Below are 14,608 nucleotides of genomic sequence, written 5' to 3'. Positions count from 1 at the left end.
CACCGCCCGTCACCGGTCACGTCACCGGTCGCGCCGCGTGGCCCCGATCGACCAGGCGTACGGCGGGGTCGCTCCATTGACGAGGTGGTCGCCGACCACCCGCGCCTTGAGGATCCGGGGATTGTGCGACGACACCGTGCGGGCGTTGCGCCAGTGCCGGTCGAGGGCCCGACCGCGCGCGGTGGCCGAGGCGCCGAGGGTGTCGAAGAGGTCGTTGGTGGCGCGCAGCACGAGGTCGGTGACGACGACCTGCGCGGTGGACGACTCGATCTCGCCGACCTCGACCAGTCGCCGGGTGCGCTCGGGGTCGCCGTGCGCGGAGTCGGCGACGGCCTGGAGGGCCTCGGCGACCCGCAGCGTGGCGGCCTCCGCGGCGTAGACGGCGGCGGCGATCTCGCCGATGCGGGCGAGCACCTGCGCGTCGTCGCGCACCCGGGCGGCGTTGGCGTGGGAGTAGTTGCGCTCGCGGCGGCGCACCTCGGTGACCGCGTCGGCGAGCGCGGCACGCCCGATCCCGGCGAGGGTCGCGAGCAGGTTGAGCTGGTAGAGCGCGGTCTGGTGCGGGAAGCGCTCCTCGAAGGCGAGCACGTCCTCGGCGGGCACGCGCACGGCGTCGAAGCTCGTCGTGCCACTGCCGGTGCCGCGCTGGCCGAAGCCGTCCCAGTCGTCGACGACGCTGACCCCGGAGCGGCGAGTGTCGACGATCGCGATCGCGAAGTCGTCGGCGACCCCGCCGCCGGGCCCCTCGCCCTCGGCGCCCTCGTCACGCAGGGCGTAGACGTCGACCCACTCGGCGTAGATGGTGCCGGTCGTGTAGTACTTCGTGCCGTCGAGGCGGTAGTCGCCGCCCGCGAGGCGGGTGAGCACCGTGCGCTGCGTGCCGATCTCGGTGGCACCGACCTCCGACCAGGCGTTGCCGGCGATCTCGCCCGCGGCGAACCGGTCGAACCACCGCGCCTGGTCGGAGCCGCGGGCGTGCTGCCACAGCCGGTCCTCGACGAGGGCGAAGTGGCCGCGGAAGGCCTGCGGGAGGTTGCTGTCGACCGCCGCGAGCTCGATCCACAGCTGGGTCACCTCCAGCAGCGACAGCCCCTCCCCGCCGTGCTCGCGCGGCACGCGCACCGCGCCGAAGCCGGCCGCCTTGAGCCAGGCGACCTGCTCGACCGGCAGCTCGCCGTCGAGCTCGCGCCCGACGGCCCCGGCCGCGATCCGCTCCCACAGCGGGGCGTAGGTCGCGCGCAGCCCCGCCAGGCGCGGGGAGTCGACGGCGACGTGGGGCACGAACGGCACGGCGGCCTCCCGGGCGGGGGCACGCCCCACGGACGACCGCGCGGCGGGCTGGACGGACGGCTGGACAGACATGGGCGCTCCTCGGCTACAGTCATGACACGGTTTGTCTACTGACTTTGTCGACTATGACGTCGAGGAGCCCCGGGGGCAAGCCGACACCCGCCCCTCCCAGGAAGGATCCCCGGTGCGCATCGAGCAGCTGGAGTACCTCGCCGCCGTCACCCAGCACGGCTCCCTGCGCCGCGCCAGCGAGCGACTGCACATCTCCCAGCCGGCGCTCAGCGAGGCGGTCAGCAAGCTCGAGCGCGAGCTCGGCGTGACGCTGCTCGACCGGCGCCGCTCCGGCGCCCGGATCAGCCGCCAGGGCCGCGACCTGCTGCAGAACATGGTCGACGTGCTCGAGGCCGTCGACCGGCTGCGCACCGCCGCGGGCGACCAGACCGCCTCGGCCCGGCTCATCCGGCTCGGCACGGTCAACGCCGCCACCTCCAGCCTGCTGGTGCCGGCCGTGCGCGGGCTGCAGGACAGCCACCCCGGCACCACGGTCGAGGTGATGACCATGCAGCAGGCAGAGATCGACGCCGGCCTGCACGAGGGCTCCCTCGACCTCGGCCTGGTCAACGTGCTCTCCGGCGACGACACCCCCACCGACCTGGTCGGCACCGATCTCCTCCACGGGCGCCCGGTCGCCGTGCTCCCGGCCGGTCACGCGCTCACGGCGTACGCCGAGGTGGGCGTCGACCAGCTGCGCGCCGAGCGGTTCGTCACCATGCGCGCGGGCTACCTGATGCACCGCTTCGCCCACCGACTGTTCGCCGGCCACATGCCGGCCACCTGCCACAGCACCGACGGCGCCGAGCTCGGCAAGGTGATGGTCGCCGAGGGGCTGGGTCTCACCGTGCTGCCCGACTACAGCGTCGTCGACGACCCCCTCGAGCGCGCCGGCCTCCTCACCACCCGGCCCATCGCCGGCGACCGCACGGTGGTGTCGCTGGTGCTGCGCCATCGCACGCCCGACCGGGTGCCGGTGCAGGTGCGCGAGCTGCGGGGCCTCCTGGTCGACCTGGCCCGACGGCGCAGCAGCGGAACCACCCTGGCCGTCGCGGCGTCCCAGGGGGCATGACCCGACGCCACCGCAGCGCCCCGGCCGCCCTGCCGACCGCTCTCCTGCTCGCCCTGCTCCTCGGCCTCACCGCCTGCTCCGGCGGCGGCTCCGACGAGGCGTCCGGCGCCGGCAGCACCGCCGACACCGCCGCCGACGCCGTCGGGCCCGAGTCGGCCCTGTCCTCGGCGGTCGAGGGCGGCTCCGGCAGCAGCACCGCCCGCGCCCGGCCCGCGGCCGTCGAGCCGGCCACACCGGCGATCATCTCCACCGGCAGCCTCGAGGTGCGCGCCGACGACGTGGCGGCAGCCCGCGACGAGGTGCAGGACGTGCTCGACCAGACCGGTGGGACGGTCGCGGAGGAGCGGTCGACCAGCGACGAGGACGGCGCCGTGGAGTCGACCCGTCTGGTGCTGCGCGTGCCGAGCGAGGGCTTCGCCGTGGCGATGGAGGCCCTGGAGGGCATCGGGGTCACCGAGGACTCGCGCCGCGCGAGCGAGGACGTCACGACGCAGGTGGTCGACAACGAGGTGCGGGTGCGGGCCCAGCGCGCCAGCATCGCGCGCATCGAGGCCCTGCTGGCGCGGGCCGAGACCATCGGCGCCGTCATCAGCATCGAGGGCCAGCTGACCCGTCGCCAGGCCGACCTCGACTCGCTGCTGGCCCAGCAGGCCTACCTCACCGACCAGACCTCGCTGTCGACGATCACGGTCAGGCTCGCCCGCACGCCTGACCCGTCCTCGGACCAGCGGCCCGAGGAGGACCGGTCGGGCTTCCTGGCCGGGCTGGCCGCCGGCTGGGACGGCCTGTCGTCGGTGGCGGTGGGTGCGGCCACCGCGCTCGGCGCCGTGCTGCCCTTCGCGGTCGTCGCGCTGCTGCTCGGCGTGCCGCTCGCGCTGCTGGTGCGCTCGCTCAGAGCGGGTAGGACTGCACGAACTCCGTGAGCCGGGCCAGCTGGTCGGGGTCGGTGGAGGGGATCACGCCGTGCCCGAGGTTGAAGACGTGCCCCCGGGCCGCGCGGCCGGCCTCGATCACCTCGGCGGCGCGCGAGGTCATGACGTCGGTGGGGGCGAAGACCAGCGTCGGGTCGAGGTTGCCCTGCACGGCGCGGTCGCCGACCTGGCCGATGGCGTGCGTCAGCGGCGTGCGCCAGTCGACGCCGACCACGTCGGCGCCGGCCTGACCCATCAGGCCCAGCAGGTTGGAGGTGCCGACCCCGAAGTGGATGCGCGGCACGCCCAGCGCGCCGGCCCGCTCGAGCACGCGGGCCGAGTGGGGCATGACGTGCTCGACGTAGTCGGCCGGGGTCAGCGCGCCGGCCCAGGAGTCGAAGAGCTGCACGGCCGAGGCGCCGGCGGCGACCTGCACCTCGAGGTAGGCCGCGGCGATCCCGGCGATCTTGGCCATGAGCGCCTCCCACACCTCGGGGGCGCCGAACATCATGGCCTTGGTCCTGGCGTGCTCCTTCGACGGCCCGCCCTCGACGAGGTAGGAGGCGACCGTGAACGGCGCGCCGGCGAAGCCGATCAACGGGGTGGCGCCGAGCTCGCCGACGAGACCCTGCACGGCCTGGGTGATGAAGGGCACGTGCTCGGGGGTCAGGTCGGGGATGGCGGCCACGTCGGCCATCGTGCGCACCGGCTCGGCGACCACCGGGCCGATGCCGGGCTTGATGTCGAGGTCGACCCCGACGGCCTTGAGCGGCAGCACGATGTCGGAGAAGAAGATCGCCGCGTCGACGCCGTAGCGACGCACCGGCTGCAGGGTGATCTCGACCACCAGGTCGGGGTCCATGCAGGACTCGAGCATGCCGACGCCCTCGCGCACCCGGAGGTACTCGGGGAGGCTGCGGCCCGCCTGGCGCATGAACCACACCGGCGTGTGGGGCACCGGCTCCCCCCGGACGGCCTTGAGGAAGGCGCTGTCGGCGAGGTCCTGCACGGGCGCGGTGGCAGTCGTCACGGGCACAAGGGTCGCACTCCCCCCGGCGTGTTCGCACATCGGTTCGAGTCCTCCCGACCTACTGTGGCCCCATGGTCGTCCGCCAGGAGACGCGCCCGGGTGCGGGCGCGGACGCGCAGCCCCCCGAGTTCCGGCAGGCTGTCGCCAGCATGCAGGGTGCGCGGCTGCGCCCCGAGGTGCTCTGCGAGCAGATGCCGGCGCCGCAGCGGATCGCCCCCTACGCCTCCGCACTGTCGGCCGACGTGACGGTCGACGGCACCGACGTCGGCACCGGGCGGATCATCGTGCTCCACGACCCCGACGGCAACGACGCCTGGGAGGGCACCTTCCGCTGCGTCGCCTACGCCCGCGCCGACATCGACGTCGACCTCGTGGCCGACCCGATGCTGCCCGAGGTCGGCTGGTCCTGGCTGGCCGAGGCGCTGGAGTCCCACGGCGCCGCCCACCTGGCCGCGTCGGGCACCGTGACCACGGTGACGACCGAGAGCTTCGGCGGCATGGCCGAGGAGGGCCGCACCGCGCAGATCGAGGTGCGCGCGTCGTGGACGCCCGCCCTCGGCGACGACGGCGCCCCCGACCTCGCCCCGCACGTCGAGGCCTGGGGTGAGCTGCTGTGCACCGCCGCGGGCCTGCCTCCCGTGCCCGACGGGGTCACGATGATGCCGAGCCGCCGCGGGCAGCGCGGCCCCACCCGCTGATGACGGACGAGCCCGACACCACCCCGATCCCCGAGCAGGCCCCCGAGCAGGCTCCCGAGCTGCCCCTGCTGACCCTGCGCGACGGCCTGCCGCCGCTCACCGACACCGACGCCGGCCTGCGCGAGGTCTGCGCGTCGCTCGCCGCCGGCACCGGCCCGGTCGCCATCGACGCCGAGCGCGCGTCGGGCTACCGCTACTCCGGTCGCGCCTACCTCATCCAGCTGCGCCGTGAGGGGTCCACGACCTTCCTCGTCGACCCGATCGGCCTGTCGAGCCTGGCCCCGCTCCAGGAGGCGCTGGCGGGCACCGAGTGGATCCTGCACGCCGCCACCCAGGACCTCCCCTGTCTCACCGAGCTCGGCCTGCACCCCGACGCGCTCTTCGACACCGAGCTCGCGGGCCGGCTGCTCGGCTACCCCCGCGTCGGGCTGGCCACGCTCGTCGAGACGCTGCTGGGCGCCCGGATGAAGAAGGAGCACTCCGCGGTCGACTGGTCGACCCGGCCGCTGCCCGAGCCGTGGCTGGAGTACGCCGCGCTCGACGTCGAGGTGCTCGTCGAGCTGCGCGACCGGCTCGCCGCCGAGCTGGTCGAGTCCGGCAAGGACGAGTGGGCGCGCCAGGAGTTCGACGCGCTGCGCGGCTTCGCGCCGACACCGCGGGTGGATCCCTGGCGGCGTACGTCGGGCCTGCACCGGGTGCGGGGACGACGCTCGCTGGGCGCGGCCAAGGCGCTGTGGGAGGCGCGCGACGAGATCGCCGAGCAGCGCGACGTGACGCCGGGGCGGATCATCCCCGACGCCGCCATCGTGGCGGCCGCGACCGCGATGCCGGAGGACCGGGCGGCCCTGCTGGGCACCAAGGGCTTCCACGGCCGCGGCGCGGAGCGCTACTCCAGCCGCTGGATCGCCGCCGTGCGCGGCGCCGCCGAGGCCGAGGAGAAGGACCTGCCGACGCGCTCGCCGCGCTCCGACGGCCCGCCCCTGCCCCGCGCGTGGGCCGAGCGCGACCCGGTCGCCGCCCGCCGGCTCCAGCTCGCCCGCGAGCAGATGGCGGCCCTCGCCGAGGAGCAGCACCTCCCGGTCGAGAACGTCCTCACCCCCGACTACCTGCGCCGCACCCTCTGGGACCCGCCGCACACCCGCGAGCCCGCGGCCCTCGCGGAGGCGGTCGCCGCCCTGCTGAGCGGCTACGGCGCACGTCCGTGGCAGGTCGCGCTGGCCGAGCCGGTGCTCACCGCCGCGATCCTCGAGGCCGACCTCCCCGTGGAGGAGCCGGTCGAGGAGGACTGAGCCTCACTCCTCCTCGGAGTCGTCCTCCACGGGCTGCTCCAGCACCTCGCGCGACTCCTCGTCGATCTGCGTGGTGAGCTCGTCCAGCGGCAGCACGCCCGGCGCGCTGACCAGCTCACCGATGGTCGGGTCGACCGCCGCCTGGAGCTCGCTGTAGGTGTCGAGCAGCGGCGGCAGCACCATGAAGCGGTTGGTGTAGGTGAAGACGCCCGCGCTGGCCGGCTGCTCGTCGGTCTGCAGGAAGTCCTCGGAGAGCGCGACCTCCTGGTTGGCCGGCACGAGGTGCCCGGCCCGGGTGACCACGGCGACCTCCGGCGAGGAGATCATGTGGACCAGGAAGTCGGCCGACTCCACCAGGCTCTCGGTGTCGGGGTCCAGGCAGAGCCCGGTGAGGTCGCCGATGGTGGCGGTGGTGTCGAGGGTCGGCATCGGCAGCACGTCGAAGTCGAGCCCGTCGACCTCGCGCAGCTCGGGCACGAGGTCGCGGAAGCCGGCGATCATGCCGACCTTGCCGCGCTTGAACCACTCCAGCCCGGAGGCCTGGTCGAGCTGGTCCTGGCTGAGGGTCAGGCGCGGGTCGCGCAGCACCTCGAGGGTCGTCTCGAGCGCCTCGCGGGTGTCGTCGCTGGAGAAGTCCAGCGACGTGGGCTGGTCCTCGTCGTCGAAGACCTCGCCTCCCCCGGCGTAGACGAAGGGCGAGAGGCCGCGCAGCGTGGGGTCGATGTAGACGCCGCGGGTGCCGCGGCGCGGCTTGGCCGCGAACTCCGCGGCCGCGCGGAACTGGTCGAAGGTGAAGCGCGAGTGCGACTCCGGCGGCACCGAGATGCCGCGCTCGGCCATGGTGTCGAGGTCGACGAGGTCCTCGTTGTAGTAGATGACCATCGGGGAGACGCCGTAGGGCATGCACTGCAGCTTGAGGTCGGCCGAGAACGCCTCCTGGGCGTCGCGGGAGTAGACGTCGCCGAAGGAGACGTCGCGCTCGTCGAGCAGCTCGTCGACCGGACGGGTCCAGCCCTGCTCGCGCAGCCAGGTCAGGTCGCGGCGCGAGGCGAGGTAGACGTCAGGCACGTCGGTGCCGCGGCGCAGCGCGGCGACGAAGGCCTCGCGGGTGGGCCAGGAGCGCAGCTCCACGCGGCTGGCGTCGGAGACCTGGTTGAACTGGCGCACGGCCTGCTGGTAGGCGCTGATCTCCTCCGGGGCACCCCAGGCGCCGAAGGTCAGGTCGACCTGGGGCACCTGCGAGGTCTGCCCGGTCGGCTCCGGCTGCGGGGCGGGGGCGTCGCCTCCCTCGTCGGAGCAGGCGGCCAGCCCGAGGGAGGCGCCGAGCGCGAGCACTGCCAGGAGCGACGTACGCCGCCGGCCCGATCGTCCGAACCTGCTCACCGACACCCCGTCCCGCGCTCCGACACTGCCTGAGACACCCGTGGGGCGCCGCGGGTCAGCCTACCGAGCGGGTCCTCAGGGGTGTGGCGCGGCCTCGGCCGGGCCGTGCCAGGCCGTCTCGGGGCCCGCTCAGCGCCAGCCGTGCAGCGCCCGCGCGGCCGCGACGACCTCGTCGAAGCGCGCGCGGTCGAGCGCCGCGCCCTCCCGGCGCACCGAGGCGGGGTCGAGGTCGAGCAGCCGGTCGAGCCGCACCTCGCTCGGGCGGCCCTCGCGGTCCCACCCGCCGGCGCCGACGTCGAGCCAGTGCCGGCCGTGGCGCGCCTCGTCGGCGGCGTCGCGGTCGTGGTCCTTGCTGGTGAGCATGAGCGCCACGAGCCGCCGCCCGCGCGCCGCGCGGGCCAGGACCAGCACCGGGCGGTCCTTGCCGCGCCCGTCGTCCTCCTCGTAGGGCACCCACGCCCAGACGACCTCGCCGGGGTCGGGGCGGCCGTCGGCCCGTGGCGCGTAGTCGAGACGGGGCCCCGACCGGGGGCCCGACCGGGGCCCGGGGGACGACCCGGGCCGGGGAGCCGGGCGGGTGCTCCGGCGCAGGGCACGGACGACGCGGAGGGCGGTGCTCAGACGGGAGCTCATGGCCGCCACGCTAGTCGGAGCACGCCGGACCGGGAGCGCCTCACGGCGCGTGGCCGCTCGTAGCGGCTTATTGTGGGACCCGGGGCTGCCGCGGCCCGGCGTGCTCCTGAGTGAGAGTTTAACGACCCGAGGCCCGTCGTCCAACCGCACCGCTCCCGCGGGAGCCGGCTCAGGCCAGGCGCGAGGCCAGCTCGGCGTGGCCCGCGGCCTCGAGCTGCTCGGAGAGCCCGAGCATGCGCTGCACCTCGGCGTCGGTGCGCTCGGGCAGTCCGGCGCGGCCGGTGGCGACCACGCGGGAGAAGGCCGCGGCGCGGAAGAGCACGTCGGCGAAGTCGCCGGCGACGATGCCGCGCAGCACCTGGTCGACCATCGCCTGCAGGCCCTCGGGCGTCGGCGGGTCGGCGACGCCGGCGACGACCCGCGCCACCTGGGCGCGGGCCCGCCCGGCCTCGAACTCGCGCGCCACCGCGGTCGGGTCGGCGTGCACCCACTGCCGCAGCACGAAGAGCCGCCACAGGCAGCCGGCCAGCGAGTCGGCCGGCGAGCCGGCCCACACCTCGGCGATGGTCTCGATGCCCTCGGTCTCGGCGAGGTGCAGCAGCCGCTCGGCCACGGCATCGTCACGCGAGTCGGCCGCGCCGCGCACCAGCAGGTGGGCGGCGCGGTCGGCGGCCTCGCTGACCATCGCGGGGTCGTCGCCGCCGACGAACTCGTCGAAGAAGGCCCCGGCCTTGCGCATGGGCCGGTGGTGGGGGCGCTGGGTCACCCGCTCGACACTACGCCCGGGCTGTGCGGCCGCGGACCCGTCAGCCCAGGGCCTTGCGGATCCGCTGGTCGCTGACCGGCACGGCGGTGCCGAGCTGCTGGGCCCACAGCGAGACCCGCCACTCCTCCAGCAGCCACCGCACCTGGCGCAGCGCCTCCCCCGGCGGGCGGCCCGGCGCCAGCGCCTCGGTCCGGTGCGCCCACGCGGCCTGCAGGTCGGCCACCTGGTCCATCAGCAGCCGGTCGCGGTGCGCCGCGGCGCCGCCCTGGTCGAGACGGGCCCGGCGCTGGTCGAGCGCGGCGAGGTAGGTCGGGTAGCGCCGCAGCCAGGTCGTGCCCGCCTCGGCGACGAACCCGCGGTGCACCAGCCGCGCGAGCTGGGCCCGCATGTCGGTGAGGGCCGGGAGCATGGCCATGTCGGCGCGGCCGGACAGCGACTTCTCGGTGCGCCGCCACGCGTCGAGCACGCGCACCACGTCTCCGAGCACGGCGCGCAGGTGGGCCTCCTGGTCGCGGCCGGCGGCCTCGCGCAGGGCGGCGTACGCCTCGGGGGTGCGGGCGGGCGGGCGGGCGTCGACGACGGCCTGCACCACGGCGGCGCGGCAGTCCTCGAGCAGCTCGGCCACCGAGGCGTACGGCGAGCCGGCCAGCCCGAGCTTCTCGGCGTTGGTGAGGGAGTCGAGCACCCGCTTGACCGGCGAGGGCAGCTCGAGCAGCAGCAGCCGCGCGACGCCCAGGCGGTGGCGGGCGTCGCGCTCGTCCTCGGAGCCCGCGACCGCGAGCCCGACGCTGGCGCCCTCGTCGACGAGCCCCGGGAAGCCGCGGACCTCGTGGCCGGCGCGGGTCTGCACGAAGGAGGGCTCGATGGTGCCGAAGGTCCAGCCGGTCTCACCGCTGCGGGCGACCCCGGAGTCGGCCGCGACCTCGGCCATCGCCTGGGCGAAGCGCGGGCGCAACGGCTCCTTGAGCGCCTCGAGGTCCTTGCCGCGGGCCTGCTCGGCCCCGGTGTCGTCGACGACGCGGTAGGTCGGTCGCAGGTGCTCGGGCACCTTGGTCCAGTCCCACGCCTCGCGGGGCACGACGACGCCGGTGGTCGAGCGACACCAGCGCTCGAGGGCGTCGAGCAGCGGCTCCTCGCCCGCCGGCACCTCGCGCAGGAAGTCGCGGGCCCGGTCGGGGGCGGGCACGAAGCTGACGCGCAGGTTCTTCGGCAGGCTGCGGATCAGGCTGGTGACCAGCTCCTCGCGCAGCCCCGGCACGACCCAGGAGAAGTCGTCGGCCCCGACCCGGTTCAGGGTGGTGACGGGCACGTCGATGGTGAGGCCGTCGTCGGCGGCGCCCGGCTCGAAGTGGTAGGCGATGGGGAACGTCAGACCCTCGTCGGCGGCCCACTGCTCGGGGTAGTCGGCCTCGCTGACCTCGGCGGCCGCGTCGTGGGTCAGCATCGCCGGGTCGAAGGTCAGCAGGTCGGGGCGGCGGCGGCGCTCCTGCTTCCACCACTGCTCGAAGTGCGAGCCGCTGACGACGTCGGGGCCGATCCGGGTGTCGTAGAAGTCGAAGAGGGTGTGCTCGTCGACCACGATGTCGCGGCGCCGGGCGCGGTGCTCGAGCTCGGCGGCCTCCTCGAGCAGGCGCAGGTTCTCGGCGTAGAAGCGGTGGCGGCCCGAGGTGAGCTGCGCCCACTCGCCGTAGACGAGCGCGTGGCGGATGAAGAGCTCGCGCGAGAGCTCCTTGTCGACCTTGCCGTAGGCCACGAGCCGGTCGGCGACCAGCGGCACGCCGTAGAGGGTCGCCCGCTCGTAGGCCACGACTGAGGCGCGCTTCTTCGACCAGTGCGGCTCCGACCAGGTGCGCTTGACCAGGTCGCCACCGAGGCGCTCGGCCCAGGCCGGGTCGAAGCCCGCGGCCTGGCGGGCCCAGAGACGGCCGGTCTCGACGAGCTCGGCGGCCATGACGTACTGCGGGGGCTTCCGGGCCAGTCCGCTGCCGGGGAAGATCGCGAACCGGGCGCCGCGCGCGCCGAGGTACTCCCGCATCGGGCGGCGACCGGTGCGCGCCTTGGCGCCCGGGGCCTCCTTCTCGCGCTCCTCCAGCAGGCCGATCTGCGACAGCAGACCCGACAGCAGGGCCTGGTGGATGCCGTCGGCGTCGGGCTGGTCGGCGGGTCGGCCGACCTCGATGCCCATCTCCTTGCAGACCTGGCGCAGCTGCGACTCGAAGTCCTGCCACTCGCGCACCCGCAGGTAGTTGAGGAACTCCCGCTTGCACATGCGGCGGAAGGCGCTGCCGGAGAGCTCGCGCTGCTGCTCGCGCAGGTGCGACCACAGGTTGAGCCAGGTCAGGAAGTCGGAGCCCTCGGCCTTGAAGCGGGCGTGGAGCTGGTCGGCCTGGGCCTGCTGCTCCGCGGGACGCTCGCGGGGGTCCTGCAGCGACAGCGCGGCCGCCACGACGAGCACCTCGCGCACGCAGCCGAGCCGCTCGGCCTCGAGGATCATGCGGCCCAGGCGCGGGTCGATCGGCAGCCGGGCGAGGCGCTGCCCGAGCCGGGTCAGCCGCCGGGCCTCCGGGGCGCCGGTCGAGGGCAGCGCGCCGAGCTCCTCGAGCAGCTGCACCCCCGACTGCACGTTGCGCCGGTCGGGGGGCTCGACGAAGGGGAAGCGGGCCACGTCGCCGAGACCGAGGCTGGTCATCTGCAGGATGACGCTGGCCAGGTTGGTGCGCAGGATCTCGGGGTCGGTGAACTCCGGGCGCGCCTCGAAGTCCTCCTCGGAGTAGAGCCGGATCGCCACGCCGGCCGCGACGCGACCGCAGCGCCCGGAGCGCTGGTTGGCCGAGGCCTGGCTGATCGCCTCCACCGGCAGCCGCTGGACCTTGGTGCGCAGCGAGTAGCGGCTGATGCGCGCGACGCCGGTGTCGACGACGTAGCGGATGCCGGGCACGGTCAGCGAGGTCTCCGCGACGTTGGTCGCCAGCACGATGCGACGCCCGGTGTGGGAGCTGAAGACGCGGTGCTGCTCGGCGGCCGAGAGCCGGGAGTAGAGGGGCACGACCTCCGTGCCGCCGCCGCGGGTGCCCTGGGTGGCCTCGGTCAGCGCCTCGGCGGTGTCACGGATCTCCCGCTCGCCGGGCAGGAAGACCAGGATGTCGCCGGGCCCCTCGGCGAAGAGCTCGCGGCAGGCCTCGACGATCGCCTCGGTCTGGTCGCGCACGACGACCTCGCCGTCCTCGTCCTGGTCGTCGCCCGCCTCCTCCGGCAGCACCATGAGCGGGCGGTAGCGGACCTCGACGGGATAGGTGCGCCCCGACACCTCGATGATCGGGGCCGGCTTCCCGTCGCGGTCGGCGAAGTGGGCGGCGAAGCGCTCGGGGTCGATGGTCGCCGAGGTGATGACGAGCTTGAGGTCGGGTCGCTGCGGCAGCAGGCGGCGCAGGTAGCCCAGCAGGAAGTCGATGTTGAGCGAGCGCTCGTGGGCCTCGTCGATGATGATCGTGTCGTAGCGGCGCAGCATGCGGTCGCGCTGGAGCTCGGCGAGCAGGATGCCGTCGGTCATCAGCTTGACGCGGGTCGCGCGGGTCGTGCGGTCGGTGAAGCGCACCTGGTAGCCGACCACCGACTCCTCCCCCAGCGGCTGGCCGAGCTCGTCGGCGATCCGCTCCGCCACCGACCGGGCCGCGATCCGGCGCGGCTGGGTGTGGCCGATCAGCCCGCCCGAGCTGCGCTCCTTGCCGTCGCGGCCCTTCCTCGTCGTACGCCGGCCGCGGCCGAGCTCGAGGCAGATCTTGGGCAGCTGCGTGGTCTTGCCGGAGCCGGTCTCCCCGGCCACGATCACGACCTGGTGGTCGCGGATGGCCTGCGCGATGTCGTCGCGGCGCTGGGTGACGGGGAGCTCGGCGGGGTAGGTGATCGAGAGCTCGGGCGGCGCCTGCTCTCCGGCCGGGCGCGGGGAGGACATGATGCTCCCCATTCTGCCTGCGGCCGGGTGACGGGGGCCAACGGGTTGCCGGCGCGGGCCCTCGGCCTCTGGTCGCGCCGGCTGCTGGCGGCGCACCCTGGGTCATGCGCCGTCTGCTGATGCTCGTGCCCGCCGCCCTCCTCGCGCCGCTGCTCGCCGTCGCGGGGCACGTCGGACCCGCGCAGGGCGGTGAGACGTTCATCCGCCCCACCCACGGGCTCGACCCCGACGACTGGTCGCTGCGTCGGCTCGACTGCGACCTCGTGGAGGCCGACACCACCCGCGTCGGCCTCACTGCCGGACCCGCCACCTCCGGCCAGGGCAGCCTGCTCGTCGAGGGCACCGCCGACTCCCTGGGCGGGGTGGTGCGGCACCGCTCGGGGTCGTTGCCGTCGGTGTCGGTGGTGGTCATGGGCGCGGGGGGCGGCGAGGACGCGCCGGAGGGCGTCGCGCCGCAGGGTGTGTGGTGGGTCGAGGCCGGCGGCGTCACCTACACCAGCGACCCGGTCGACCTCGGCGACGGCGTCTTCGAGCGGGTCCACCTCGACGCGGCCGTCCTCCACGGTCCCGACTTCACCGGCAGCGTCCGCGACGTGCCCGGCAACCAGGACGACTGGACGGCTGGCCTCCTCACCGGAGGCTGCGTGCGGAGCCCGACGGCCCGCCTCGACGTCTTCTTCTGGAAGAAGAGCCGCTTCGGCGACGACCTGGAGCCGAGCGACTGGCTGCGCCTCGACCACGTCGCCGACGTCGGCGACCCGCCGCCCGTCGGCAGCCGCTTCACGCTGCGCGCCCGCGCCCTCCACGCCGGGCTGCTCACCGGCGTGGTCACCCCGGTCGACGGCGCCCGGGTCCACTTCCGACGGGTGCTCACCGACGGCGCGGTGCGCACCACCTCCGAGCAGCGCGCCAACGCTCGCGGCTGGGTGACCCTGCGACGCACCGCGGACCAGAGCGCCACGTGGCGGGCACGGCGGGACCGCTCCGGTGGTCGACCCGACGTGGTCAGCCCGGCCCACGACGTCTACGCCGCCCTGGCGCTCTCACGCCCCCGGCTCGACGGCACCCCCTGCCCGGGCGTCCGGGCCTGCGAGGACATGACTGTCGACGGCCCCCGGGTCGTCGTCTCGGGCACGCTGGCGCCACCGCGCGGTCGGGTCGAGGTGCACGTCACCCCGGTCGACGGCGACCCGACGGTGCACATGGTCCGCCCCGGACCACGACAGCGCTGGCGCACCGCCTTCTCCCTGCCCGCGGGTCGCTACCACGTCTTCGTCGACGCCCTCTCGACCTCGCCCGAGTACGTCGACGCCAACGCCTGGTGGCTCGACCTCCGCGTCCGCTGACGCGCACCCGTCAGGGGTGCGATCGGCCGTGAGGCCCCGCGCCTCAGCCGGCGCGGACGAGGGTCGTCCAGCCGTGGGGGTTGGTCCAGGTGTAGGTGCCGTCGGGATGCCGGTGGTAGCTCCAGGGTGGGCTGCCCTCGGAGCCGGTGGTCTTGAGGCGGTGGTGGTGGCGGCACAGCGGCGCGAG

General features: G+C 74.9%; 11 protein-coding genes. 5 read left to right on the top strand and 6 right to left on the bottom strand.

What is annotated here, in order from left to right; genetic code table 11:
* Positions 1-21: 21 nt before the first annotated feature.
* Positions 22-1,362: an acyl-CoA dehydrogenase family protein gene (locus LPA27_RS15115; RefSeq protein WP_228942960.1), complete on the bottom strand. Its 1,341-nt coding sequence runs from the start codon at positions 1,360-1,362 to the stop codon at positions 22-24.
* Between the two features lie 112 nt (positions 1,363-1,474).
* Between LPA27_RS15115 and LPA27_RS15110 the strand changes: the two genes are divergently transcribed.
* Together LPA27_RS15110 and LPA27_RS15105 are read left to right on the top strand one after the other, a co-directional pair.
* Positions 1,475-2,413, top strand: coding sequence for a LysR family transcriptional regulator (locus LPA27_RS15110; protein ID WP_228942959.1), 939 nt, complete (start codon positions 1,475-1,477; stop codon positions 2,411-2,413).
* Positions 2,410-3,336, top strand: coding sequence for a DUF4349 domain-containing protein (locus LPA27_RS15105; RefSeq protein WP_228942958.1), 927 nt, complete (start codon positions 2,410-2,412; stop codon positions 3,334-3,336). The genes LPA27_RS15110 and LPA27_RS15105 overlap by 4 nt, the downstream gene beginning before the upstream one ends.
* On the opposite strand, the gene hemE is transcribed toward LPA27_RS15105, so the two are convergent.
* The gene (hemE, locus tag LPA27_RS15100) at positions 3,305-4,354 is read right to left on the bottom strand and encodes a uroporphyrinogen decarboxylase (protein ID WP_228942957.1); all 1,050 of its coding nucleotides are present in this window, start codon (positions 4,352-4,354) and stop codon (positions 3,305-3,307) included. The genes LPA27_RS15105 and hemE overlap by 32 nt on opposite strands.
* A 71-nt stretch (positions 4,355-4,425) precedes the next feature.
* Between hemE and LPA27_RS15095 the strand changes: the two genes are divergently transcribed.
* Together LPA27_RS15095 and LPA27_RS15090 are read left to right on the top strand one after the other, a co-directional pair.
* Positions 4,426-5,052 (top strand): DUF3000 domain-containing protein, encoded by a 627-nt coding sequence (locus LPA27_RS15095; protein WP_056904844.1) that lies wholly within the window; start codon positions 4,426-4,428, stop codon positions 5,050-5,052.
* Positions 5,052-6,341, top strand: a complete 1,290-nt coding sequence (locus tag LPA27_RS15090; RefSeq protein WP_228942956.1) for an HRDC domain-containing protein — start codon at positions 5,052-5,054, stop codon at positions 6,339-6,341. The genes LPA27_RS15095 and LPA27_RS15090 overlap by 1 nt, the downstream gene beginning before the upstream one ends.
* 3 nt (positions 6,342-6,344) lie before the next feature.
* Here the strand turns inward: LPA27_RS15090 and LPA27_RS15085 are convergent, their stop codons facing one another.
* The 4 genes from LPA27_RS15085 to hrpA all read right to left on the bottom strand — a co-directional run bounded on the left by LPA27_RS15085 (position 6,345) and on the right by hrpA (position 13,075).
* Complete coding sequence (locus tag LPA27_RS15085) at positions 6,345-7,724, bottom strand: ABC transporter substrate-binding protein (RefSeq protein ID WP_193662643.1); 1,380 nt, start codon at positions 7,722-7,724, stop codon at positions 6,345-6,347.
* Between the two features lie 129 nt (positions 7,725-7,853).
* The gene (locus LPA27_RS15080) at positions 7,854-8,357 is read right to left on the bottom strand and encodes a type II toxin-antitoxin system PemK/MazF family toxin (protein ID WP_228942955.1); all 504 of its coding nucleotides are present in this window, start codon (positions 8,355-8,357) and stop codon (positions 7,854-7,856) included.
* 169 nt (positions 8,358-8,526) lie between these two features.
* Positions 8,527-9,123, bottom strand: a complete 597-nt coding sequence (locus LPA27_RS15075) for a hypothetical protein (protein WP_228942954.1) — start codon at positions 9,121-9,123, stop codon at positions 8,527-8,529.
* Positions 9,124-9,163: 40 nt separating this feature from the next.
* Positions 9,164-13,075, bottom strand: a complete 3,912-nt coding sequence (gene hrpA, locus LPA27_RS15070) for an ATP-dependent RNA helicase HrpA (RefSeq protein ID WP_228942953.1) — start codon at positions 13,073-13,075, stop codon at positions 9,164-9,166.
* Between the two features lie 104 nt (positions 13,076-13,179).
* Here hrpA and LPA27_RS15065 point away from each other — a divergent pair, with 104 nt between their 5' ends.
* Positions 13,180-14,421, top strand: a complete 1,242-nt coding sequence (locus tag LPA27_RS15065) for a hypothetical protein (protein WP_228942952.1) — start codon at positions 13,180-13,182, stop codon at positions 14,419-14,421.
* The last annotated feature ends 187 nt before the right edge of the window (positions 14,422-14,608 follow it).

This window comes from Nocardioides sp. Leaf374, assembly GCF_916862475.1.
GTDB classification, from domain to species: domain Bacteria; phylum Actinomycetota; class Actinomycetes; order Propionibacteriales; family Nocardioidaceae; genus Nocardioides; species Nocardioides kribbensis.
This window is presented reverse-complemented; position numbering and strand designations above follow the sequence as displayed.